We start from the raw sequence: 23416 nt of genomic DNA, 5'->3' as shown, positions 1-23416 counted from the left end.
GTCAGAGGTTGCCGAACTTGTCGCGGAGCTTGGCGAACATGCCGCCGCTGCCGACGAGCTTGCCCTCGCCGACCTGCTCGCCGCGCAGCTTGGCGAACTGGCGCAGGAGCTCCTCCTGCTCCGCGTCGAGCTTCGTGGGCGTCTCGACCCTGACGTGCACGAGGAGGTCTCCGCGGCCTGCGCCGCGCAGCCGGGCCACGCCGAGGTCGTGCAGGGTCACCACATCGCCGGACTGGCTTCCGGGCCGCAGCGTGATCCCCTGCTCGCCGTCGAACGTCTCCAAGGTCATCTCGGACCCGAGGGCGGCGGCGGTCATCGGGACGCTGAGCGTGGCGTGCAGGTCATCGCCCTCGCGCGTGAACGTCGGGTGGGAGGCCACCCGGATCTCCACGTAGAGGTCGCCCGACGGGCCGCCGGCCGTTCCCGCCTCGCCCTGGCCGGCGAGCTGGATGCGCGTGCCGGTGGACACGCCCGCCGGGATCTTGACGGTGAGCGAGCGCCGGCTCCGGATGCGGCCCTCGCCGCCGCACTCGTTGCACGGGCTGGGGATCTCGGTGCCGAACCCCTGGCAGGTGGGGCACGTGGCCATCGTCATGACCTGGCCGAGGATCGAGCGGACCGGCCGCTGGATGTGGCCGGAGCCGCCGCAGACGCCGCAGCGGACCGGCTCGGTCCCGGGCTCGCAGCACGAGCCGTCGCAGCGGGTGCAGACCACCGCGGTGTCGACCTCGAGCTTCTTGTTGACGCCGAACACCGCGTCCTTGAGCTCGATCCGGACGGCGATGAGCGCATCCTGTCCGCGCCGCACGCGCGAAGCGGGGCCGGACTGGGCCGCGCCGCCGCCGAAGAAGGTCTCGAAGATGTCCTGGAACGCGAAGCCCGCCCCGTTGTAGCCGCCGGAGAAGCCGTTGTCGGTGCCGTTCTCGTTCCCCGTCGTGTCATAGACGCGGCGCTTCTGCGGGTCCGAGAGGACTTCGTAGGCGTGGGTGACCGCCTTGAACCGGTCCGCGGCGTCTTCGCCTGGGTTCATGTCCGGGTGGAGCTTGCGGGCCAGCTTCTTGTAGGCCTTCTTGATCTCCTCGGGCGTCGCATCGGTCTGGACGCCGAGGGTTTCGTAGTGGCTGCTCACAGTTCTCTTTCTTCTCAGCTTCCGGCGATGATCTTCGACAGGTAGCGGGCGACCGCCCGCACTGCGGCCATCGTGGCCGGATAGTCCATGCGTGTGGGGCCGAGGATGCCGAGCTTCGGGCCGTCGTCCTGCCCGTACCCGGTGGCCACCACGGAGGTCTCGGCGAGGCCGATGTACGGGTTCTCCCTCCCGATGGTGACCGTGACGCCGCGCGGATCGCTCGCCATCTCGGAGAGGAGCCGCAGCAGGACGACCTGTTCCTCGAGTGCCTCGAGCACCGGCGAGATGCTCTGGAGGAAGTCGCTGTTGGACCTGGCGAGGTAGGCCGTGCCGGCCATCACCATCCGGTCCTCACGGCTGGCCTCGGCCAGGGTGCCGAGGCCGTAGGCCAGCTCGGCACCCAGCCGCTGGTCCTGGGGCGCGAGCGAGGCGACGACCTCCGCCGCGCCGGCGGCCAGCCTCGCGACCGCGGTGCCGGCCAGACCCTCGAGGAATCGCTGCCTCAGGTAGGCGAGCCTGTCCCGGTCGACGTCCTCGCCCACGGTGAGCACGCGCTGCTCGACCGTGCCGGTGTCCGCGATGAGGACGAGCAGCACCTGGCGCGGGGCCATCGACACCGCTTCGACGTGGCGCACCTTGGCCCGGCCCAGCTGCGGGTACTGCACGACGGCGACCTGGTTGGTGAGCTGGGACAGGAGCCTGACCGTGCGCTCGAGGACATCGTCCAGATCGTCCGCCCCGTCCAGGAGCGTCTGGATCGCCTGCTTCTCCGCCGCGGACAGCGGCCGCACCGCGGAGAGGTGGTCCACGAAGACGCGGTAGCCCTTGTCGGTCGGGACGCGGCCCGCGCTCGTGTGGGGGGCCGTGATGAGGCCGTCGTCCTCGAGGGCTGCCATGTCGTTGCGGATTGTGGCGCTCGAGACGCCGAGCCGGTGGCGTTCCACGAGCGCTTTCGACCCGACGGGCTCGCGGTAGTGGACGTAGTCCTCCACAATCGCCCGCAGGACCTCCAGCTTCCGGGGCTCGTTCATCACACCTCCTGCTCCGACGGCGGGCGGCGTGCCCGCGGCTTAGCACTCTCTGGGATCAAGTGCTAAGTCTAGTACGCCCACCGCCCCCGTCGGGAACCCCCCGGGCTGTGCGCTCGGCCACGGCGCGTCCCCGGGTGGCGCGGCGCGGTCCGCCGTAGGATTCGGCGGGTGGACCGACTCAGCTATGACTCCTGGGGGCCGGCCGACCTCGCCCGCCCGTCCCGTGCCGAACTCCCCCTCGTCCCCGCCGAGCTCGGGCTTGTCCTCGAGGACGCCGAGAGCGGATGGGTCGGTGCCGTGGTCCGCGTGGAGAAGTCCGGGGGCATGCACCTCATGAGCCTCGAGGACCGGCGCGGGCGCACCCGCTCGTTCCAGCTCGGGTTCGGCTTCCTCCTCGACGGCCGCCCCGTCCGCGTCGGGCCGCCGGCCCCCCGGACCCAGCCCGCCGCCCCCGCACGGACCGCGTCCGGCTCGGTGCGCGTCGAGGGCCTGCGGGCGCAGGTGGCCAAGGCCAGCCGGGTCTGGGTGGAGGGCAAGCACGACGCCGAGCTCGTGGAGAAGGTCTGGGGAGACGACCTCCGCGTCGAGGGGATCGTCGTCGAGCCCCTGCACGGGGTCGACGACCTCGCGGGGGCGGTCGCAGCGTTCGGGCCCGGGCCGGGCCGGAAGCTCGGGATCATCGTCGACCACCTGGTGGAGGGCTCGAAGGAGTCGCGGATCGTGGCCGAGGCCATGGCTGTCCCGGGGGCTGCCGGGAACGTGCTCGTCGTGGGACACCCCTATGTGGACGTCTGGCAGGCCATCAAGCCCTCGGTGCTCGGCATCCCCGCGTGGCCCACCGTGCCGCGCGGCACGGACTGGAAGACCGGGATCCTCAAGGCGTTCGGATGGCCGCACGGCACCGCGGAAGACGTGGGCCTCGGCTGGCAGAAGCTCCTCGGGGCCGTGCGCACCTACGCCGACCTCGAGCCTTCCCTGCTCGGCCGCGTCGAAGAGGTCATCGACTTCCTGACGGCCTGAGCGCGCAACCTTGGATATCCTTGGACTGCTCACGGCGGCCGCAAGGCCCCGCGGGCGTCAAGACCGCAAGGACCCACAGGCAAGGATTCATCAGTGGCCGAGTACCCGAAGGACCCCCGCAGCACCGCCGGACAGGACAACGGTGCCACGGTCCCCGCGCCGCTGACGGCGTCCGAGGACCGGCAATGGGCGACCCTCGCGCATTTCGGCGGCATCCTCGGCTTCGTCCCGTCGCTCCTGATCTACCTCGTCTTCAAGGACCGCGGGCCCTTCACCGCGCAGGAGTCGAAGGAAGCCCTCAACTTCACCCTGCCGCCCACGATCGCGGCGATCCTGCTCAACCTGCTCGGGTACATCCCGTTCGTGGGGAGCGTGTTCTCGGTCCTGGCGACCCTGCTGTGGATCGCGCTGACCGTGTTCTCGGTCACGGCCGGCATCCAGGTCAACCGCGGGCAGCCGTACCAGTACCGCTACAACCTGCACCTCATCAAGTGACCGATCAGGGGAACGCTGCTGCCCTCCTCAGGGCAGCAGCGCGCGCACGACCGCGTCGGCGAGGAGCCTGCCCCGCAGCGTGAGGACCAGCCGGCCCCGCAGCGCCGCTGGACCCTCGACGAGCCCGTCGGCGATCAGGCCGGCCACGGCCGCGCGGCCCTCGGCATCGAGATCGGACGTCGGCAGGCCCGAGGCGAGCCGGACCATCAGGAGGACGCGCTCCACGTGGCGGGTGCCGTCGTCGAGTGTCTCCCGGCCCGCGGCCGGCGAGAGGCCCTGTGCGAGCCGCCCCGCGTACGCGGTGGGGTGCTTGACGTTCCACCAGCGGACGCCGCCGACGTGGGAGTGCGCCCCGGGGCCGATGCCCCACCAGTCGCCGCCGTTCCAGTAGGCGAGGTTGTGCCGGCACTCGAAGCGGCCGCCCTGCTGGCCGCCGCCTGCCGCGCCGCGGGCCCAGTTGCTGACCTCGTACCAGTGGAAGCCCGCGCTGCCGAGCACCGCGTCGGCCAGCTCGTACTTCTCGGCATGGTCGTCGTCGTCCACCGCGGGGACCCCGCCGCGGCGGATCTGGGCCGCGAGCTTCGTCCCCTCCTCGACGATCAGGGCATAGGCGCTCACATGGTCCGGCTCGCACTCCAGCGCCGCGTCCAGCGACGCGCGCCAGTCGTCGCGCGACTCGCCCGGGGTGCCGTAGATGAGGTCCAGGCTCACGTCGAGTCCCGCGTCCCGGGCCCATCGGACCGCCTCGGGCACCCGGGAAGGGGTGTGGGTGCGGTCGAGGACCTTGAGGACGTGGGGCACGGCCGACTGCATGCCGAAGGAGACCCGGGTGAAGCCGGCCTCGGCGAGGGTCTGGAGTGAGGCCGGCGTGACCGAGTCCGGGTTCGCCTCCGTGGTCACCTCGGCCCCCGGTTCGATCCCCCATTCAGCGACGGCCGCCGCGAGGACCGCGGCAAGGTCCTCGGCGGGCAGGAGGGTGGGGGTGCCCCCGCCGAAGAACACCGTGGAGAGACGACGGCGCGGTACGCCCGAGGCGTCCAGCGCGGCTGCCGCGAAGCGCACCTCCGAGACGGCGGTCGCGGCATAGTTCGCCTGCGAGGCGCCGCCGCCGAGCTCCGTGGCCGTGTAGGTGTTGAAGTCGCAGTATCCGCACCGGACGGCGCAGAACGGGATGTGGGCGTACAGCGAGAAGCCCCGCTCCCCCGCCGCGACGGCCGCCTGGGGCGGCAGAACGCCGTCGGCCGGAGCCGGGTCCCCCAGAGGAAGGGTGCTGGGCACTACTTCTTCGCCTTGTCCTTCGACTCGTCGGTGGTCAGCGCCGCGATGAAGGCCTCCTGGGGCACCTCGACGCGGCCGACCATCTTCATGCGCTTCTTGCCCTCTTTCTGCTTCTCCAGGAGCTTGCGCTTGCGGGTGATGTCGCCGCCGTAGCACTTGGCGAGGACGTCCTTGCGGATGGCCCGGATGTTCTCGCGGGCGATGATCCGCGAGCCGATGGCCGCCTGGATGGGCACCTCGAACTGCTGGCGCGGGATGAGCTCACGCAGCTTCGCAGTCATCATGGTCCCGTACGCGTAGGCCTTGTCGCGGTGCGTGATGGCGCTGAACGCGTCGACCTGCTCCCCCTGCAGGAGGATGTCGACCTTGACGAGGTCGGCGACCTGGTCGCCGTCGGCCTTCCAGTCGAGCGAGGCGTAGCCGCGCGTCTTGGACTTGAGCTGGTCGAAGAAGTCGAACACGATCTCCGCCAGCGGGATCCAGTAGCGCAGCTCCACCCGGTCCTCGGAGAGGTAGTCCATCCCCTTCATCTGGCCGCGCCGGCCCTGGCACAGCTCCATGATGGCGCCCACGAACTCGTTCGGGGCCAGGATGGTCGCCGAGACCATGGGCTCGCGGACCTCGAGGACCTTGCCCGTGGGGAACTCGCTCGGGTTCGTGACGGTCACGACCGACTTGTCCTCGAGGGTCACGTCGTAGATGACGTTGGGGGCCGTGGAGATGAGGTCGAGGTTGAACTCCCGCTCGAGGCGCTCGCGCACGATCTCGAGGTGCAGCAGGCCGAGGAAGCCGACGCGGAAGCCGAAGCCCAGCGCGGCCGACGTCTCGGGCTCGTAGACGAGGGCGGCGTCATTGAGCTTGAGCTTGTCCAGCGCGTCCCGCAGGTCCGGGTAGTCGGACCCGTCCAGCGGATAGAGGCCGGAGAAGACCATGGGCTTGGGGTCCTCGTAGCCCCCCAAGGACTCCGCGGCCGGCTTGGAAAGGTTCGTGATCGTGTCGCCGACCTTGGACTGGCGCACGTCCTTGACGCCGGTGATGAGGTAGCCCACCTCGCCGACGCCGAGGCCCTTGGAAGGGATCGGCTCCGGGGAGATGACGCCGATCTCGAGCAGCTCGTGGCTGGCCTTGGTCGACATCATCTGGATCCGCTCGCGCGGGCTCAGCGAGCCGTCGACGACGCGCACGTAGGTCACGACGCCGCGGTACGTGTCGTACACGGAGTCGAAGATCATCGCCCGGGCGGGGGCCTTCGCGTCGCCCACGGGCGCCGGGATGTCCCGCACGATCCGGTCGAGGAGGCCCTCGACTCCCACGCCCGTCTTGCCGGAGACCTTCAGGACGTCCTCGGGGTTGCCGCCGATGAGGTTGGCGAGCTCCTCCGCGTACTTCTCGGGCTGGGCCGCGGGCAGGTCGATCTTGTTCAGCACCGGGATGATGGTGAGGTCGTTCTCCATCGCGAGGTACAGGTTCGCGAGGGTCTGAGCCTCGATCCCCTGGGCCGCGTCGACGAGGAGCACCGCGCCCTCGCAGGCCGCGAGCGAGCGCGAGACCTCGTAGGTGAAGTCGACGTGCCCGGGCGTGTCGATCATGTTCAGGGCGAAGGCCGTGCCGTCGACCTCCCACGGCATGCGGACCGCCTGGGACTTGATGGTGATGCCGCGCTCGCGCTCGATGTCCATCCGGTCGAGGTACTGCGCCTTCATGTCCCGCGGCTGCACGACTCCCGTGAACTGGAGCATCCGGTCGGCGAGGGTCGACTTTCCGTGGTCGATGTGCGCAATGATGCAGAAGTTGCGGATGATCGACGGATCGGTCGCGGCGGGCACGGGCGCTGTGCGGGCCATGGGAGACACGGTGAACGGTCCTCACTGTCAATACGGTCGAGGCGTGGTTGCCCACGGTGGTTTGCTGACTTCCTAGTCTCCCATAGGCTGTGCTCACGCCGCTCGCGCGCGCGCATCCCCCGCGCACGCGGCCAATCTGCTAGCATTGTCTGCTGTGTGTCCGTGCAGGTCGGCGGGCACTGACGACCGGCTGCCATAGGCATCCCCACGCCGCTCAGTCGATGGTCGGTCCGAACGCCCTCTAGACCCTGTTGGCATCAACAAGAGAGTTCCATACGTGGCAAACATCAAGTCCCAGAAGAAGCGCATTCTCACCAACGAGAAGGCCCGCCAGCGCAACATGGCGGTCAAGTCGGAGCTGAAGACGGCCATCCGCGCCGTCACCAGCGCGATCGCCTCCGCTGACAAGGATGCCGCTGTCTCCGCTCTGGCCTACGCGAGCAAGAAGCTCGACAAGGCCGTGAGCAAGGGCGTCATCCACAAGAACCAGGCCGCGAACCGCAAGTCGGGCATCGCGAAGAAGCTCGGCAGCATCGGCTGACCTGCAGGTCTTCCTGGAAGGGGCCGGCATCCGTGACGGATGCCGGCCCCTTCTGTCGTCCGTGGTCTCCGGTCCCGGGGCGCCGGGCCGGGCCGGGCCGTTCCGCTCAGCGGGCGCGGGCGGCCGAGCTCACTGTCGAGAGGGCGCGCTCGACCGCATAGGCGGGATCGCGCGCGAGCCCCTTGACCTCGGCGTCGGCCTCTGCGACCGCCCGGATCGCCGTGGCGAGGCTCTGCGGCGTCCAGCCTCGGATGTCACGCTGGGCCTGCTCGACGAGCCACGGCTGCATGCCGAGCTCCCGGGCGATGGCCTGGGCTGATCCGCGCGCCCCTGCGACCTTGGCGAGCGTCCTGAGCTTGGAGGCGATGGCCGCGACCATCGGCACCGGGTCGACGCCGGTCTCGAGGGCGTGCCGGAAGGCCGAGAGCGCCTTCGCCTTCTGGCCGGCGAGGGCGGCGTCGGCGACTTTGAAGGCCGTGGCCTCGACGCGTCCGCCGTAGTACTTCTCGACCGTCGCGGCGTCGACCGCAGAGGATGCGTCGAGGATCAGCTGGCTGCATGCGGCCGCCAGCTCCGCGAGGCTGCTGCCCACCGCGGCGACGAGGGCGTCCACGGCCTCGCGTTCGATCCGCCGTCCCGACCCGCGGAACTCGGCCTGCACGAATGCTGCCTTGTCGGCGTCCTTCTTCAGCGGCTGGCAGTCGACGACGGGCGCACCCGAGGCCTTGACCGCGTCGAGGAGTTTCTTGCCCCGGGTTCCGCCGCCGTGCCGGAGCACGAGGACGACGTCCGGCTCCGGGGCCGACGTGTACGCGAGCCCGTCGCGGAGGAACTCCTCGCTCATGGATTCGAGGCCGTGCACCTCGATGAGCTTGCTCTCGCCGAACAGGGAGGGAGAGGCCGCCATCAGCAGCTCATTGCCGGTGTAGGCGCCGGCCTCGAGCCGGGTGACTTCGAGCTCGCCGGCGGCCTCCCTGGCCTTGGTCCGCACCGAATCCATGGCCCGGGCTGCGAGGTAGTCCTCCGGGCCCGTGACCAGGACCACGGGGGCGGGCGCGGCGTCGCGCCAGTCGACGGTCCCCGCGCTCCTGGCGCCGGCGGAGCCCCTGGGCGCCTGGGACCTGCCGGTCCGGGCTGGGGGCGTCACGCGCGGCCCCCTGCGGTGGTCTTGCTGCACTTCACCCGTCCACTCTCCCACGTCGGGCCGCCCGGCCCAATCCGGACGCGGCAGCTGCGGCCGTACGGGCGCCGGCTGCGAGCCCTCGCGTGCGCAGGAGGCCCGCGCGCCGTCGCCCCGGGGAGAGCGCAGCCCACAGCACCACGGCGTTCGCCGCGGACACAGCGGCCATCCCCGCCGTTCCGATCGGGCCCTCCGGCCAGGGCAGGGCCGCGCCCGGGAGCGATGCGAGCAGGCGCGCGACGGCGGCGACGGACTCGGCGGCGGCGCCGCCGACCGCCGTGCAGACGAGCGCTATCGGCGGACACCAGGGGCATGTGGCGAGGGCCAGCGTCCCGGCCACGGTCACGAGCGGGACGATGGGGGCCACCACGACGTTGGCGACGAGGGACAGGCTCAGGAAGGAGGGCTGGATGAGCACCATGAGGGGGCCGCACATCAGCTGGGCCGAGAGGGGCACGGCGACGCCCACGGCGAACCACGTGGGCAGGCGCGCCGCGAGCATGCCGGTGAGCGGCGCCCCGAGCAGTGCGATCCCGAGCGTGGCCGCCACCGAGAGCAGGAAGCCCATGCTCAGGGCGAGGTCCGGCTCGAGCAGGACGAGGACCAGCACGGCGCCGGACAGAGAGGAGCAGCTCCGCCCGGCGCGGCCGCTCATGAGCGCGATCAGCCCGACGGCGCCCATGGCCGCCGCCCTGAGGACGCTCGGCTCGGGCCCGACCACGAGGGCGAACGCCGCGAGCACCGCGCAGCTGGCGGCGGCGGCCACCGGCCGCGGGGCGCGGGCGGCGCGCAGGGCCAGGAGCACGCTGGCGGACAGAAGCGTGAAATTCGCCCCGCTCACGGCAGTGAGGTGGCCCAGCCCGACCTGCCGCATCGCGTCCTCGAGCTCCTGCGGCAGCGCTGCCGTGTCCCCGACGGTCATGCCGGGCAGGAGCCCTGCCGCGTCCTCCCACAGCCAAGCGCTCGAGGCGCGGAGCGCTCCCCGGACGTCGCCCACGAGCAGGCCCACGGGCTCTCCGCCGACGACGCGCGGCCGGGACGAGGTGCTCAGCAGGGGCGGGCGTCCCGGCTGGGTCGCGGGGACCACGCGTCCGGCCACCTCGACGGTGGTGCCCGGCCGGAGCCCCCCGACCTCACTCCCGCCGATGAGTCGGACCGCGGACGACGCCCCGAAGGTGCGCCCGGCGTCGGTCGCCCGGAGGATCCGTCCCTCGGCACCGAAGCGCGGTCCCGTGCCGAACCTGCTGGGACCGCGCAGGGGCGTGGGCTCCGCGCGGACTTCGACCGTGGCCACGGTGCTGCCGCCGCGCGCCAGCAGCTCGCCCACCGGTCCGGCGCGCTCGGCTGCCCCGTGTCCTCCGGCCGCGGCAAGGCCTGCCGCGCCTGCCAGGGCTGAGCACGCGGCGAGGACCACGAGACCTGCCGCTCGAGCCGGGGTGGGCCCGGGGCGGCCGGGCGTGTCCCGGCCGCCCTGCGGCGATCGCCGCTGAGGGCTGCGCCGCAGGGGGCCGCCGCGCCGGGGCCGGTCCCTCCGGAAGTGCGCCCTCCAGCAGCCGAACGCCACGGTCGCCGCCGCCGCGGCGCAGACGAGGCTCGCAGCAAGGAGCGCCACGAGGATGCCGGCCGCCTGTGCGAACGGTCCCACCGCGGCGCCGAGCCACCCCGCCGCCCCCAGGGGAACGAGCCGGAGGTCTCTCCACCGGCCGGCCGCCGCCACGGGCTGTACCGCCTCCACGCTCCACCAGCCCGAGGCGAGCGTGCGGAGCCGGTCCGGCGCGGCGGCCGTGACTGCCGCGCGCTCCCCCGCCGCGCCCTCGACCGCGGCGATGCGGTAGCGGTCCCAGGCCCCGCGACGGCCGCTCATCCGACGGTCACCAGCGGCAGCAGTGACTCGAGCATCTTCGGCCCGATCCCGCTGACGGCGTCGAGGTCCTCGGGGGCCGAGAAGCGCCCGTGGGCCGCGCGGTAGTCGACGATGCGCTGGGCAAGGACGGGTCCGACCCGGGGAAGCACTCCGAGGTCCTCCGCCGTCGCGGTGTTGATGTTCACCTTGCGGGGACCGCCCCCTGCCGGCGCGGGAGTGCCGTCGTCCCGCTGGGGCGCGCTGCCGCCCGGTGCTCCGGCGGCGGTGCCGCCGGCGTCCTGGTCTTCCCCGGGTTCGCCGGGGAGCGGTACCTTCAGGCGCGTTCCGTCCTCGACCGGCGCTGCGAGGTTCAGCCGGTCGAGGTCCGCGCCAGGCTTCGCGCCCCCGGCCGCGGCAATGGCGTCGTGCACCCGCGCCCCCGGGGCCAGGCGGTAGACGCCCGGAGCAGCGACTGCCCCCGCGACGTGCACCGTGGGGCCCACGGCGGGGCCGTCGACCGTGGGGCTGTCGACCAGCGGCGGCGCCGGAGATCCCGATGACGTCGGGTGGCCTGGAGCCTGGGAGCCCGCGCCCCCGGCACGCACGGGTGGCGCGTCGACCGGGGCGGCGGTGGGCGCGGCCCCGTGCGCGATACCCCACCAGCCGGCGCACACCGCGGCGAGGAGCGCCGCGAGGACCGCGCCGAGCCGCGCCGAGACGGCGAGCCTCGGGCCGTCTCTCCGAGGCCTGCGGCCCGGCCCATCCGCCAGCCCGGTGTCCTCCCCATCGCTGGTGTCCTCCCCATCGGCGGGGTCGCACGCGGGGCCGGTCTCGGCCGCGTCCCCGACGCGCTCGGCCAGGCCAGCGCCGTGCTCGGACAGGTCGACGTCGAGGAGGCCGGGCGGGGAATCGTCGGGAGGGAAGAGCGCGTCCCAGCGGTGGGCGGCCGCCCGCCGCCCACCGGTTCCCCTCCCCCGTCTGCCCACGGTCTCCACGCTGCCATCAGGCCTCGGAGACCATGGGGCAGGGCCCTCCTATGTGGACGACTCGCGCGGCAGCCCCTGTGTGGAGGACGAGTGCCCGCCCAGCCCGCCGCGGCGGGCTAGCGAGGTGCCGGGCCGGCAGGAGCGGCGTCGGGCCCCTCGGGGCCAGCAATGACCACGGCCAGCACCCCGAGCCCGGTGTGCGCGGCGAGGACCGCCGGCATCGCGGAGACCACCACGGAGTCCGGGGCCACGCCGAGGTCTGCGGCCAGCGCCGCAGCGAAGCCGTCCGCCTCGGGCCTGTTGCCGAAGTAGTGGACGGCGAGGACCGGGGGAACGTGGGCGGCCGCGCGGGCGACCGCGAGCTCCCGCAGCCTGGACACAGCCCGGGGCGCCGAGCGGATGCGCTCGAGGGGAACGATCAGCCCGTCGCGCAGGGTGAGGATGGGCTTGATGGAGAGCACCGTCCCCACCAGAGAGGCCGCTGCCCCGATGCGGCCCCCGCGGCGCAGCTGCTCGAGGCTCGGCACGTAGAAGAGGACCTCCGCCCCGGCGAGCATGTCCTCGGCGGCCTGCAGCACAGCGTCGGGACCGGCACCGGTGGCCGCCGAGAGCACCGCCGCCCGGACGGAGAAGCCGAGGGCCATGCCCGCGGTGCGCGAATCGACCACCGCCACGGGGATGCCGACGCGCGCCGAGGCGATCCGCGCGGCGTCGGCCGTCCCGGAGAGCTTCCCGGAGAGGTGCAGCGAGAGGACGGCGTCGAAGCCCGCCTGCTCGAAGGCCCGGTAGGCCCGCTCGAACTGGCCCGGCGCGGGCCGCGACGTGCGCACCTGCCGGCCAGCGGCGAGGGCCAGGCCGAGGGCCGTGTCGACGTCCTCGCCTTCGGTGAAGATCTCCTCGCCGGCCATGACCGGCAGGACGATGCAGGCGAAGCACCCCGCCCGCTCGAACTCCTCCGTCCACGCGGGGGGCAGCGCGGCCGAGGAATCGGTCACGACGGCGACGCGCGGCCGAGGCGCCGGCGGGGCGGCCGGGGCAGGCCCCTGGCGGAGCCTGCCCCACCGCCGCCGAAGCCAGGCGATCGCAGGGAGTTCCTGTGCCTGTCCCTCAGCCACGCGGCGTCACCGGTCAGGCGGGGACGACGTTGACCAGCTTGGGCGCCCGCACGACCACGGTCCGGATGCCGCGGCCGTCGAGGACCCGCTGGACGTTGGGCGAGGCGAGGGCGAGCTCGCGCAGGTCCTCCTCCGAGATGTCCACGGAGACCTCGAGGCGGTCCCGCACCTTGCCCTGGACCTGGACCACGGCGGTCACGGTGTCCTCGACCAGGAGCGACGGGTCGTGCTGGGGCCAGGACGCGTTCGAGACCGAGGGCTCGTGGCCCAGGGCCGCCCAGAGGTCCTCGGCGGTGTACGGCGCGAAGAGGCTGAGCATGATCGCCACGGCCTCGACCGCTTCGCGCACGGCGGGATCGGCGCCTCCGGGGCCGGAGTCGATTGCCTTGCGCGTGGCGTTGACGAGCTCCATGGCCTTGGCGACCACCACATTGAACTTGTGCGCGTCCAGGAGCTCGGTGGCGTCGGCGATCGTCCGGTGCGTGACGGCGCGCAGCGACCGGTCACCCGTCGCGGGATCCGCCCCCGGGGCGCTGGTCACGTCCTGGCCCAGGCGCCACGCACGGGCCAGGAACTTCGCAGAGCCGGATGGGGAGACGTCGGCCCAGTCGACGTCGTCCTCGGGCGGGGATGCGAACACCATGGTGAGGCGGACGGCGTCGACGCCGAACGTGTTCAGCTGCTCGCCGAGGTCCACGCCGTTGCCGAGGGACTTGCTCATCGCCTTGCCGCCGTTAAGCACCTGGCCCTGGTTCATGAGGGCCGCGAACGGCTCGTCCGCGTCGAGGAGGCCCATGTCCTTCATGACCTTGGTGAAGAAGCGGCTGTACAGAAGGTGCAGGATCGCATGCTCGACCCCGCCCACGTACTGGGCCACGGGCATCCAGCGCCGCGCGGCCTCGGGGTCGAACGGGCCCTCGGTGTAGTCGGGCGAGAGGTAGCGCAGATAGTACCAGGACGAGTCGACGAACGTGTCCATGGTGTCGGTGTCGCGGAGGGCGGCGCCGCCGCAGGAGGGGCACGTGACGTTGACCCAGTCCTCGGCGGACGCGAGCGGGGAGGTGCCCTTGGGCGCGAGCTGCTCGCCGCGGAGGTTGTCCGGAAGCCGTACGGGCAGCTGGTCGTCCGGGACCGGGACCTCGCCACACGCCGGGCAGTGGATGATCGGGATCGGTGCACCCCAGAACCGCTGGCGGGACAGCAGCCAGTCGCGCAGCCGGTAGTTGACCGTGCCCTCGCCCGTGCCGGCGGCCTCGACCACCTCGATGGCCTTGGCGATGCCCTCGGCCTTCGACAGGCCGTCCAGCGGGCCGGAATTGATGATCGTGCCCTCGCCGCTCGTCGCGACGCCGGTGACGGCGGGGTCGTCCTCGCCGGTGTCGAGCACGGCCCGGACTGGCAGCCCGAAGGCCTTGGCGAAGTCGAGGTCGCGCTGGTCGTGGGCCGGTACGGCCATGATCGCGCCCGTGCCGTAGTCGGCCAGGACGTAGTCGGCGGCCCACACCGGCAGCTTCTCGCCGCTGAGGGGGTTGACGGCGTAGCGGCCGAGGAAGACCCCGGTCTTCTCTCGGTCGGTGTTCTGCCGCTCGATCTCGCTCAGCGCCTTGACCCGGTCCTGGTAGTCGGCGAGCGCCTGCGCCTGCTCCGCAGCGACGAGTTCGCCGGCGAGGTCGGCGTCCGCCGCGACGACGAAGAACGTGGCCCCGTAGAGCGTGTCGGGCCGGGTCGTGAAGACGGTGACCTCGCGCTCCGGCCGGCCGGCGGCGGCCTCGATGGCGAACCGCACGTGCGCGCCCTCGGACCGGCCGATCCAGTTGCGCTGCATGGCGAGGACGCGCTCGGGCCAGTGGCCCTCGAGCTCGGCCATGTCCTCGAGCAGCCGGTCGGCGTAGTCGGTGATCTTGAAGTACCACTGGTTGAGGGACTTCTTCGTCACCGGGGTGCCGCAGCGCTCGCACGCGCCGTTGACGACCTGCTCGTTCGCCAGGACGGTCTGGTCCTTGGGGCACCAGTTCACCGGATGGTTCTTGCGGTAGGCCAGTCCGCGCTCGTAGAAGCGCAGGAACAGCCACTGGGTCCACCGGTAGTACTCGGGATCGGAGGTGTGCAGGCGGCGCGACCAGTCGAGGCTGAGCGCATACCGCTTGAACGAGGCGGCCTGGGTCTCGATGTTCTTGTACGTCCACTCGGCCGGGTGGGTGTTGCGCTTGATCGCAGCGTTCTCGGCGGGCAGGCCGAAGGAGTCCCACCCGATCGGGTGCAGCACGTCGTAGCCCCTGAGGCGCCAGTAGCGCGCCACGACGTCGCCCATCGCGAAGGCCTCGGCGTGGCCCATGTGGAGGTCGCCGGACGGGTACGGGAACATGTCGAGCACGTAGCGGCGCTCGCGGCTGCCGTCGTCCTTGGGGGTGAACACCCCCAGCTCGTCCCACACCGCGGGCCACCTGGCCTCGATCGCGGCGAAGCTGTATGCCGCCCCTGCCGACTGTTCAGCGACCTGCTCTTCGCTCACCGTATTTCTCTCCACGTCTCTCTTCGTCCAGGCGTCCGCCTGCATCCTTCCCCTGACACACAAAAGCCCCTCGCACAGGGAGGGGCGGCCGCTTGCTGCATGCGGATCCCCCACGGGATCCGCGCTGCAAGCGGCTATCGAAGCAGGAGGACGCCGCGCATGCTAGCCATGCTACCGCAGGCGCGGCGCACGACGGCGGGGGCCGCCGCGCGCCGCTGCTGCGGTGCCGCCGGGCTACTTCACGTCGGCGTCCACCCAGTCCATCGACTTGGAGACGGCCTTCTTCCACAGCCGCATCTGGCGGTCGCGCTCGGCAGAGTCCATCTGCGGGCTCCAGCGCTTGTCCTCGCCCCAGTTCGCGGAGCATTCCCCGAGGTCCTTCCAGTACCCGACCGCGAGGCCTGCGGCGTACGCCGCGCCGAGCGCGGTGGTCTCGATCACCTTGGGGCGCACCACGTCCACGCCGAGGATGTCCGCCTGGAACTGCATGAGCGCATCGTTGGCGACCATGCCGCCGTCGACCTTGAGCTCGGCCAGGGGGACCCCGGAGTCGGCGTTGACGGCGTCGAGCACCTCGCGGGTCTGGAACGCGGTCGCCTCGAGGGCGGCGCGGGCGATGTGGCCCTTGTTGACGTACCGGGTGAGGCCCACGATGGCCCCGCGGGCGTCCGGGCGCCAGTACGGGGCGAAGAGCCCCGAGAACGCGGGCACGATGTAGACGCCGCCGTTGTCCTCGACCGACTTGGCCAGGGTCTCCACCTCGGGGGCGCTGCCGATCATCCCGAGGTTGTCGCGCAGCCACTGGATGAGCGAGCCGGTGACGGCGATCGAGCCCTCGAGCGCGTAGTGCGGAGCCGCGTCGCCGAGCTTGTAGCCGACCGTGGTGAGCAGGCCGTTCTTCGAGTGGACGATCTCCTCGCCCGTGTTGAAGATCAGGAAGCTGCCGGTGCCGTACGTGCTCTTGGCCTCGCCGGTGTCGAACGCGGCCTGGCCGAACGTGGCGGCCTGCTGGTCGCCGAGGATGCCCGCAACCGGGGTCTCCCTCAGCAGCTGCGAGCCGTGCACGGTGCCGTAGGTCTCGGACGAGGACTTGATGGCGGGCATCATCGAGGCGGGCACCCCGAACGCGTCCAGGATCCCCTGGTCCCAGCTGAGGGTCTCGAGGTCCATGAACATGGTGCGGGACGCGTTGGTGACGTCCGTGGCGTGCACGCCGCCGTCGGTGCCGCCCGTGAGGTTCCACAGGACCCACGCGTCGGTGTTGCCGAAGAGGAGGTCTCCGGCCTCGGCCTTGGCGCGGGCGCCCTCGACGTTGTCGAGGATCCACTTGATCTTGGTGCCCGAGAAGTACGTGGCCAGGGGCAGGCCGACCTTCTGCTTGAACCGCTCGACGCCGCCGTCCTTGGCGAGCTCGTCGACGATGCTCTGCGTGCGGGTGTCCTGCCACACGATGGCGTTGTACACGGGCTCGCCCGTGTTCTTGTCCCAGACGACCGCGGTCTCGCGCTGGTTGGTGATGCCGACGGCCGCGATGTCGTGGCGGGTGAGGTTCGCCTTCGAGAGCGCCTGGCCGATCACCTCGCGGGTGTTGCCCCAGATCTCCTTCGGGTTGTGCTCGACCCACCCGGCCTGGGGGAAGATCTGCTCGTGCTCGAGCTGGCCGGTGGAGACGATCGACCCCGAATGGTCGAAGACGATGGCCCGGGTGCTCGTGGTCCCCTGGTCGATCGCGATGACGTACTGCTGTGCGCTCTGCGCCTGATCAGACATTCATGGCTCCTTTGGATGAGTCTGCAGTGACGGGTGCTGTGGGCTGCTACTTCGCGACGGCCGCGAAGATGTCGGGGATGATGCGGGCGAACAGGCCGGCGAGGGCGCCGCCGAGGAGCGGTCCGGCCACGGGGACCCAGGCGTAGGCCCAGTCGCTCGAGCCCTTCCCCTTGATCGGCAGGAGGGCGTGGGCGATGCGGGGCCCCAGGTCGCGGGCGGGGTTGATGGCGTAGCCGGTCGGGCCGCCGAGCGAGACGCCGATGCCGACCACGAGGAGGGCGACGGCCAGCGGGCCGAGCCCGGACGGGGTCCCCCCGAAGGAGAGGATGACCTCGACGAGCACGAACGTGCCGATGATCTCGGTGATGAGGTTCCAGCCCTTGCTGCGGATGGCCGGGCCGGTGGAGAAGGTGCCGAGCTTGTTGGCCGGGTCTGCCTCATGGTCGAAGTGCTGCTTGTAGGCGAGCCAGCACACCACGGCGCCGAGGAACGCCCCGAGCAGCTCGCCGCCGAAGTAGGTCAGGGTCGAGGCGACGTCGACCTTGACCCCGGGGGCGTACTCGGCCTTGCCGTTGAGCAGCAGGCCGAGGGTGACGGCGGGGTTCAGGTGTGCCCCGGACTTCGCGGCGATATAGACGCCGGAGAACACGGCGATTCCCCATCCCCACGTCACCATCAGGAAGCCGGCGGCGTTCCCCTTCGTGCCCTTCAGCGCGACGTTGGCCACGACGCCGCAGCCGAGGAGGGTGAGCATCCCGGTGCCGAGCACTTCGGACAAGAAGACGATCCCTAGAGACATCTTTGACTCCTTGCGGTATTCAGGTGTTGCCCCGGGCCGGGCGGCCCGGGGCATGGTGCGATGCGCCTCAGGCGACCAGGTGGTCGACGTCCACGCGGTGGCGGTCGGCCAGCGTGCCAACAGCCCGCTCGACCTCCCGCCGGGTGTGCTGCGCATCCCAGCCGAGGAAGACGGCGCAGTGGCCGGCCACCTCGTCGATGAGCTCGGCCGTCACCAGTCCCCGGAAGGCCAGGGAGGTGCGGCGGATGAGGATGTCGATGGCGTGCCCCACCTGCTCGTGCAGCGCCATCCACTCCAGCTCGCGGACGCTCAACTCCTTGGTGCTCTGAAGCAGACTGTCCTCCCCCGCGCGGAGGAATTCAATGACTTCCGAAGCACGCGTTCCATAACGGGCGAGGAGGACCTCGGCGCGCGCCGCGTCGATCTCCCCGCCGGTGTGGGCCTTGAGCCAGCGCTCGGTCGCCTCCGGCGTGGACGGGAAGCCCTGTCCGCCGCCGATCGGCAGCTCGCCGGTGCTGACCTTGCGGGTGCTGCCGAGGAGGCCGAGGACCTCGTCAGCGAGGTGCTCGGAGAGCGCCCGGAAGGTGGTCCACTTGCCGCCCACGAGGCTGAGCATGGTCTGGCCCGAGCCGCCCGGCAGGGGGGCCCGCTCGATCCGGTAGTCGCGCGAGACGAACCCCGGCGCGGTGTCGTCGTGCCGCGGGAGCGGGCGGACTCCGGAGAACGTGTAGACGATGCTCTCCTTCCCCGCCTCGATCGTGGGGAAGACGTGGTGGATGAGGTCGAAGAAGTAGGCGATCTCCTCGTCCGTGCACGTGGGCGTGAGGTCGTCGCCCGCATCGATGTCGGTGGTGCCCACGAGGACCCGGTCGCCCATCGGGTAGATGAGGACGATGCGCCCGTCACTGTGCTCGAAGAAGATCTCGCGGCCCGCGCAGGCCCTGAGCAGCTCGGGGTGGTCGAGGACGATGTGTGAGCCCTTCGTTCCGCCCATGAACCGGGTGGGTGCGCCGAAGGAGCCGTTGGTCTCGTCGACCCAGGCGCCGGTGGTGTTGACCACGACGTCGGCGCTGAAGTCGAACTCCTCCCCGGTGAGCTCGTCGCGGAGCCGCACCGCCGCGCCGTCGTGCGCTGCCTTGCCCCCGGCGACGCCCACGGCGGAGACGTAGTTGGTGGCGCGCGCCTGGGGACCGGCTGCGAGCCCGTCACGCAGCACGTCGAGGGTCAGCCGCTCGGGGTTGTGGACGGAGGCGTCGAAGTAGGTGGCGGTGTACCTCAGGTCGGGACGCAGCAGCGGGAGCTCGGCGAGGGCCTTGCGGCGTCCGAGGAAGCGGTGGCGCGGGACCGTGCCGCCGTTGCGGGAGAAGGCGTCGTAGAGGCTCAGCCCGAGCTTGATCAGGACGGCGCCGCGCTCCTGCGGCTTCCCGGAGCGGTGGGTGAGGAAGCGCAGCGGGGCGTTGAGGATGCCGGAGAAGGTCGAGAAGATCGGGATCGTGGTCTGCAGCGGCTTGACGTAGTGCGGGGCGATCCGCAGGAGCCGGTTGCGCTCCACCACGGACTCGTTGACGAGCCGGAACTCGCCGTTCTCCAGGTAGCGGATCCCGCCGTGGATCATGTGCGACGAGGCGCCGGAGGCCCCGTCGCAGTAGTCGCCGCGCTCGACCAGGGCCACGTCGACGCCCTGGAGGGCGAGATCGCGGAAGGTGCCGACGCCGTTGATGCCGCCGCCGATGATCAGGACCTTCGCGTGGGGCCTTGCCTTGAGCGACGCGACCCCCGTGCGGGGGGCGGGCTGGGCGGGGTTGGGGTTCTGGGGCACGTGGACCTCCTTGGCCTAGGTTGTGCGTGGCGCTCCCGCTATTCTTTGAAGGGCTGCAAAAGAAGTTCAAGCCGTCTGCACAAACGTGCAGAAAGGACCGCCGTGGGACCCTCCGAGACCGATCCGTACCGCCCGGATGTGAGACGAAGCTCACCCGGGACCATTTCGCGCCGGCACCAGGACGCCCTGCTCGCGGCCCGCCTCTACTACCTGCAGGACCTCACCATGGACGGCATCGCGCGCCAGCTGCGCACCTCGCGCTCGACCGTGTCGCGCCTGCTCACCCTCGCCCGCGAGTCGGGGCTCGTCCAGATCCAGATCCACAGCCCGATCGATTCAGCGGTCGAGCTCGAGACGGCCGTGGCGGCCCAGTTCGGCATGGCCCCCTCCTCGGTGCATGTGGTTCCGCAGGTCGACAACCTCAACGAGGCGGAGACCCTGGACCGAGTGGCCATGTATGCCGCCCGCACCCTGACTCCCCTGGTGTCCTCGAGGACGGTCATCGGGATCGCATGGGGCTCGACGCTCAGCGTGATGAGCCGCTACCTCAACCGCAAGCCGACCCACGGCACGACCGTGGTCCAGCTCAACGGCGCGGCCAACACCCAGACGATGGGGCTGGGCTACGCGAGCGAGATCATGCGGCGCTTCGGGAGGGCATTCGACGCGGATGTCGAGGAGTTCCCGGTCCCCGCGTTCTTCGACCGGCCCGAGACCAAGGAGTGGATGTGGCGCGAGCGCAGCGTGCGCCGCGTCCTCGCGGTGCAGGAGCGCATGTCCCTTGCAGTCTTCGGCGTGGGCTCGGTCGATGCCGAGGTGCCAAGCCACGTCTACTCCGGCGGCTACCTCGACCGCGACGACCTCGAGTCCCTGGCCGCGCAGGGGGTGGTGGGGGACGTCGCCACCGTCTTCTTCCGGGAGGACGGGTCCTCGGACGGGATCGGCCTCAACGCCCGCGCCACCGGCCCGGACTTCGCGGCGCTGCGCAGGGTCCCGCGCCGCCTGTGCATCGTCTCGGGCCCGTCCAAGGCGGCGGCGCTGCGCGGCGCCCTCAAGGCGCGCCTCGTCTCCGACCTGATCGTGGACGAGGCGACGGGCAGGGCCCTGCTGACCGAGCATGCCTAGTCCGGCTGTCCGGCGCGGCCGCTCCGGCGGGACGCGCCGGTAGGGTGGAGACCATGATCGCGTCCCCCACGGTCCCCCTTGCCCGCGGCGTGGCCATCCCCCAGCTCGGGTTCGGCCTGTACAAGGTGCCCCCCGAGGATGCGGAGCGGCTGGCGGGCGACGCCCTCGCGGCCGGCTACCGGAGCCTCGACACTGCCGCGATGTACGGCAACGAGGCCGGCGTGGGCCGAGCCGTCCGGCGGGCCATGTCCGACGCCCCAGCCGGGCGCCTCGAGCGCAGCGAGCTGTTCGTCACCACGAAGATCTGGAACACGGACCAGGGGTACGACGCCGCCCTGCGGGCCTTCGACCGCAGCCAGGCCGAACTCGGGCTCGACGTCGTGGACCTGTGCCTCATCCACTGGCCGTGCCCGCGCAGGGACCTGTACGTGGACACCTACCGGGCACTCATCCGGCTGCGCGAGGACGGGAGGGTCCGTGCCATCGGCGTCAGCAACTTCCAGCCGGCGCACCTGCGCCGCCTGGTCGACGCCGTCGGGGAGGTCCCCGCCGTGAACCAAGTCGAGCTGCACCCGTGGCTCCAGCAGCACGAGCTGCGGGCGCTCCACCGCGAGCTCGGCATCGCCACCGAGGCCTGGTCCCCGCTCGCACGCGGGCGCATCCTCGAGGACCCGGTGCTGCGCGAGATCGCCGCGGCACACGGCGTGAGCGTGGCCCAGACGACGATCCGCTGGCACCTGCAGGAGGGCACCATCGTCATTCCCAAGGCGAGCAGCCCGCAGCGGATCCGTGAGAACGCGGACGTGTTCGGCTTCGCGCTCACCGACGAGGAGATGGCCCGGATCGGCGGCCTCGACCGGGGCTTCCGCAGCGGATCCCACCCGGACGACGTCAACTGAGACGGAGATGAGCCCCATGACCCTGGCCGCAGAGCCGTTCCTGTCCGACCAGCTGGCCGCGCGCGAACGGCTCGACACCGTCGACGTCGCGGGCGCGCCCACGGCCGTCTTCACGTACGAGCCGGTGGGGCGGCCGGGCACGCCGCCGGCCGCCGACGCCCCGACGGTCCTGGCCGTCCACGGCTTCCGCGGCACCCACCACGGGCTGCTGCGGATCGTCGATGCCCTGCCGGACGTGCGGTTCGTCATGCCGGACCTGCCCGGCTTCGGAGCCTCCGGCGTCATGGCGGGCGAGCACTCGATCGACGGCTACGTCCGCTGGCTCGCCTTCCTCGCCGACGGGCTCGCCCTCGGGCCGGACACCGTGCTGCTCGGACACTCCTTCGGCTCGATCGTCGCGGCGCACTTCATGGCCAGGCACCCGGGCCGCTTCGAGCGGCTCGTCCTCGTCAACCCGATCTCGGCGCCCGCCCTCGAGGGACCGCAGGCCGTCCTCAGCCGGCTGGCTGAGCTCTACTACTGGGGCGGCGCCGCCCTGCCTGCCGGTCCCGGCACGGCACTCCTGCGCAGCCGCGCCGTCGTGCGCCTCATGAGCGAGGCCATGGCCAAGACGCGCGACGGCGGCCTGCGGGCGTTCGTGCACGCACAGCACCGCGAGCACTTCAGCGAGTTCGCCACGCGGTCCTCGCTGCTGGAGTCGTTCCGCGCGTCGATCTCCCACGACGCCGCGGAAGTCGCGGACCAGCTGCACCTTCCCGTGCTGCTGGTGGCGGGCGAGCGGGACGAGATCGCGGCGCTGCCCGATGTGCGGCGGTTCCACGCCCGGCTCGGCGACTCGCGTCTGACCGTGGTGCCGGGCGTGGGGCACCTCATCCACTACGAGACGCCCGGTCCCGCCGCGGCGGCGATTGCCGAGTTCATCTCCGAGAGGACGGCATGAGGATCCTCATCGATGCCCGCTTCACCCGCACGGACCAGCACGACGGCATCAGCCGGTTCGGGGCGAGCCTGATCGAGGCGGTCTCGCGCCGCGCCGACGTCGCGATGCTCATCAGCGACGACCGGCAGCTCGCACTCCTGCCGTCGGTGCCCCACGTGAAGGTCACGAGCCCCCTGTCTCCGCGCGAGCTCTTCATCGCCGGCCAAGTCAACCGGCTCCGGCCGGACGTCGTGTTCTGCCCCATGCAGACGATGGGCTCGTGGGGACGGCGGTACCCGCTCATCCTGACGCTGCACGATCTCATCTACTACGAGCACCCCGAGCCACCGGGGTTCCTCCCCGCGCCCGTGCGCCTGCTGTGGCGCCTCTACCACCGGGCGTACTGGCCCCAGCGGGTCCTGCTCAACCGGGCCGATGTGGTCGCCACCGTCAGCCACACGACACGGTGGCTCATGTCGGAGAAGCGCCTGACGCGCCGGCCCGTCCGGATCGTCGGCAACGCTCCGCAGGGCGGCCGCGAGCCGAGGCCGGCCGAGGCCGGAGCCGAGAGGACCCTGCTCTACATGGGCTCGTTCATGCCGTACAAGAACGTCGAGACGGTCATCTCCGGCATGGAGCACCTGCCGGACTACGAGCTGCACCTCCTCTCCCGCATCTCCGCAGGCCGGCGCGCCGAGCTGGAGCCCCTGGTGCCGGCCGGGGCCCGGGTCGTCTTCCATGGCGGGGTGTCCGAGGAGGAGTACGAGGCCCTCCTGCGGCGCACGACGGCGCTCGTGAGCCTGTCCCGGTCCGAGGGCTACGGGCTGCCCCTCGTCGAGGCCATGAGCCTGGGGACCCCCGTGGTCGCGAGCGACATCCCGATCTTCCGCGAGGTGGGGGGCGCGGGCGCGTCCTACGTGGACCCGGACTCCCCCGCCGCGTTCGCCGCCGCCGTCCGCGCGCTCGAGGCCCCCGGCGCCTGGGAGGCAGCCTCCGCCGGCGCACGCACCCAGGCGGCGACGTTCAGCTGGGACGCGTCCGCCGAGGCGCTGCTCGCGGCCGCCCAGGAGGCCATCGAGGCCCACGCGCGGCGCCGCGGAACGCCCTGAGC

General features: G+C 71.8%; 19 protein-coding genes. 7 read left to right on the top strand and 12 right to left on the bottom strand.

Annotated elements, in window-relative coordinates; all coding sequences use genetic code 11:
* Position 1: 1 nt before the first annotated feature.
* Both dnaJ and hrcA read right to left on the bottom strand, forming a co-directional pair.
* On the bottom strand, positions 2–1129 hold the full coding sequence (gene dnaJ, locus ACYVKZ_RS10005) for a molecular chaperone DnaJ (RefSeq protein ID WP_307007757.1): 1128 nt from the start codon (positions 1127–1129) through the stop codon (positions 2–4).
* Positions 1130–1143: 14 nt separating this feature from the next.
* The gene (hrcA, locus tag ACYVKZ_RS10000; protein ID WP_460992054.1) at positions 1144–2160 is read right to left on the bottom strand and encodes a heat-inducible transcriptional repressor HrcA; all 1017 of its coding nucleotides are present in this window, start codon (positions 2158–2160) and stop codon (positions 1144–1146) included.
* A 168-nt stretch (positions 2161–2328) separates the two neighbouring features.
* Between hrcA and ACYVKZ_RS09995 the strand changes: the two genes are divergently transcribed.
* Positions 2329–3180, top strand: coding sequence for a DUF3097 domain-containing protein (locus ACYVKZ_RS09995; RefSeq protein WP_460992052.1), 852 nt, complete (start codon positions 2329–2331; stop codon positions 3178–3180).
* Between the two features lie 93 nt (positions 3181–3273).
* On the top strand, positions 3274–3675 hold the full coding sequence (locus ACYVKZ_RS09990; RefSeq protein WP_307007760.1) for a DUF4870 domain-containing protein: 402 nt from the start codon (positions 3274–3276) through the stop codon (positions 3673–3675).
* A 27-nt stretch (positions 3676–3702) separates the two neighbouring features.
* Here ACYVKZ_RS09990 and hemW read toward each other — a convergent pair whose 3' ends face one another.
* Both hemW and lepA read right to left on the bottom strand, forming a co-directional pair.
* Positions 3703–4953, bottom strand: a complete 1251-nt coding sequence (gene hemW / locus ACYVKZ_RS09985; protein WP_460992049.1) for a radical SAM family heme chaperone HemW — start codon at positions 4951–4953, stop codon at positions 3703–3705.
* On the bottom strand, positions 4953–6806 hold the full coding sequence (lepA, locus tag ACYVKZ_RS09980) for a translation elongation factor 4 (protein WP_460992047.1): 1854 nt from the start codon (positions 6804–6806) through the stop codon (positions 4953–4955). The genes hemW and lepA overlap by 1 nt, the downstream gene beginning before the upstream one ends.
* Before the next feature lie 268 nt (positions 6807–7074).
* Between lepA and rpsT the strand changes: the two genes are divergently transcribed.
* Positions 7075–7338, top strand: a complete 264-nt coding sequence (gene rpsT / locus ACYVKZ_RS09975; RefSeq protein ID WP_460992045.1) for a 30S ribosomal protein S20 — start codon at positions 7075–7077, stop codon at positions 7336–7338.
* A 106-nt stretch (positions 7339–7444) separates the two neighbouring features.
* Here rpsT and holA read toward each other — a convergent pair whose 3' ends face one another.
* The 8 genes from holA to ACYVKZ_RS09935 form a co-directional block, all read right to left on the bottom strand.
* Positions 7445–8485, bottom strand: a complete 1041-nt coding sequence (holA, locus tag ACYVKZ_RS09970; RefSeq protein ID WP_460992043.1) for a DNA polymerase III subunit delta — start codon at positions 8483–8485, stop codon at positions 7445–7447.
* Between the two features lie 31 nt (positions 8486–8516).
* A complete protein-coding gene (locus ACYVKZ_RS09965) occupies positions 8517–10382 on the bottom strand; it encodes a ComEC/Rec2 family competence protein (RefSeq protein ID WP_460992041.1) in 1866 nt (621 codons plus the stop codon).
* Positions 10379–11347, bottom strand: a complete 969-nt coding sequence (locus ACYVKZ_RS09960; RefSeq protein WP_460992039.1) for a helix-hairpin-helix domain-containing protein — start codon at positions 11345–11347, stop codon at positions 10379–10381. Before ACYVKZ_RS09960 ends, ACYVKZ_RS09965 begins: the two co-directional genes overlap by 4 nt.
* A gap of 116 nt (positions 11348–11463) precedes the next feature.
* The gene (locus tag ACYVKZ_RS09955) at positions 11464–12342 is read right to left on the bottom strand and encodes a DegV family protein (protein WP_460992037.1); all 879 of its coding nucleotides are present in this window, start codon (positions 12340–12342) and stop codon (positions 11464–11466) included.
* A gap of 133 nt (positions 12343–12475) precedes the next feature.
* On the bottom strand, positions 12476–14989 hold the full coding sequence (gene leuS / locus ACYVKZ_RS09950) for a leucine--tRNA ligase (protein WP_460992035.1): 2514 nt from the start codon (positions 14987–14989) through the stop codon (positions 12476–12478).
* A 219-nt stretch (positions 14990–15208) separates the two neighbouring features.
* Positions 15209–16744 (bottom strand): glycerol kinase GlpK, encoded by a 1536-nt coding sequence (gene glpK, locus ACYVKZ_RS09945; RefSeq protein ID WP_460992033.1) that lies wholly within the window; start codon positions 16742–16744, stop codon positions 15209–15211.
* A 46-nt stretch (positions 16745–16790) separates the two neighbouring features.
* Positions 16791–17543 (bottom strand): MIP/aquaporin family protein, encoded by a 753-nt coding sequence (locus ACYVKZ_RS09940; RefSeq protein WP_307007780.1) that lies wholly within the window; start codon positions 17541–17543, stop codon positions 16791–16793.
* Positions 17544–17610: 67 nt separating this feature from the next.
* Positions 17611–19362: a glycerol-3-phosphate dehydrogenase/oxidase gene (locus tag ACYVKZ_RS09935; protein WP_460992030.1), complete on the bottom strand. Its 1752-nt coding sequence runs from the start codon at positions 19360–19362 to the stop codon at positions 17611–17613.
* A 138-nt stretch (positions 19363–19500) separates the two neighbouring features.
* On the opposite strand from ACYVKZ_RS09935, the gene ACYVKZ_RS09930 reads away from it, so the two are divergent.
* From ACYVKZ_RS09930 to ACYVKZ_RS09915, 4 genes are read left to right on the top strand one after another with little or no spacing between them, the layout of a single operon-like run.
* Positions 19501–20487 carry a sugar-binding transcriptional regulator gene (locus ACYVKZ_RS09930; RefSeq protein ID WP_460992029.1) on the top strand — a complete coding sequence of 329 codons (987 nt, stop codon included), beginning with the start codon at positions 19501–19503 and terminating at the stop codon, positions 20485–20487.
* Between the two features lie 53 nt (positions 20488–20540).
* Positions 20541–21386: an aldo/keto reductase gene (locus ACYVKZ_RS09925; protein WP_460992027.1), complete on the top strand. Its 846-nt coding sequence runs from the start codon at positions 20541–20543 to the stop codon at positions 21384–21386.
* A 7-nt stretch (positions 21387–21393) separates the two neighbouring features.
* Entirely contained in the window at positions 21394–22326 is a 933-nt protein-coding gene (locus tag ACYVKZ_RS09920) for an alpha/beta fold hydrolase (RefSeq protein WP_460992025.1), read from the top strand.
* On the top strand, positions 22323–23414 hold the full coding sequence (locus ACYVKZ_RS09915; protein WP_460992024.1) for a glycosyltransferase family 4 protein: 1092 nt from the start codon (positions 22323–22325) through the stop codon (positions 23412–23414). Before ACYVKZ_RS09920 ends, ACYVKZ_RS09915 begins: the two co-directional genes overlap by 4 nt.
* Positions 23415–23416: the final 2 nt, after the last annotated feature.

The organism is Sinomonas soli, assembly GCF_054782415.1.
The sequence above is the reverse complement of the archived record's forward strand: the minus strand, read 5'-3'. Positions and strand labels throughout refer to the sequence as shown.

What these genes read in the sequence shown, in the direction of transcription:
- hrcA (WP_460992054.1), bottom strand. Translation starts at nt 2,160, where the DNA reads ATGAACGAGCCCCGGAAGCTGGAGGTCCTGCGGGCGATTGTGGAGGAC.
- ACYVKZ_RS09940 (WP_307007780.1), bottom strand. Translation starts at nt 17,543, where the DNA reads ATGTCTCTAGGGATCGTCTTCTTGTCCGAAGTGCTCGGCACCGGGATG.
- ACYVKZ_RS09920 (WP_460992025.1), top strand. Translation starts at nt 21,394, where the DNA reads ATGAGCCCCATGACCCTGGCCGCAGAGCCGTTCCTGTCCGACCAGCTG.
- ACYVKZ_RS09925 (WP_460992027.1), top strand. Translation starts at nt 20,541, where the DNA reads ATGATCGCGTCCCCCACGGTCCCCCTTGCCCGCGGCGTGGCCATCCCC.
- ACYVKZ_RS09965 (WP_460992041.1), bottom strand. Translation starts at nt 10,382, where the DNA reads ATGAGCGGCCGTCGCGGGGCCTGGGACCGCTACCGCATCGCCGCGGTC.
- glpK (WP_460992033.1), bottom strand. Translation starts at nt 16,744, where the DNA reads ATGTCTGATCAGGCGCAGAGCGCACAGCAGTACGTCATCGCGATCGAC.
- ACYVKZ_RS09915 (WP_460992024.1), top strand. Translation starts at nt 22,323, where the DNA reads ATGAGGATCCTCATCGATGCCCGCTTCACCCGCACGGACCAGCACGAC.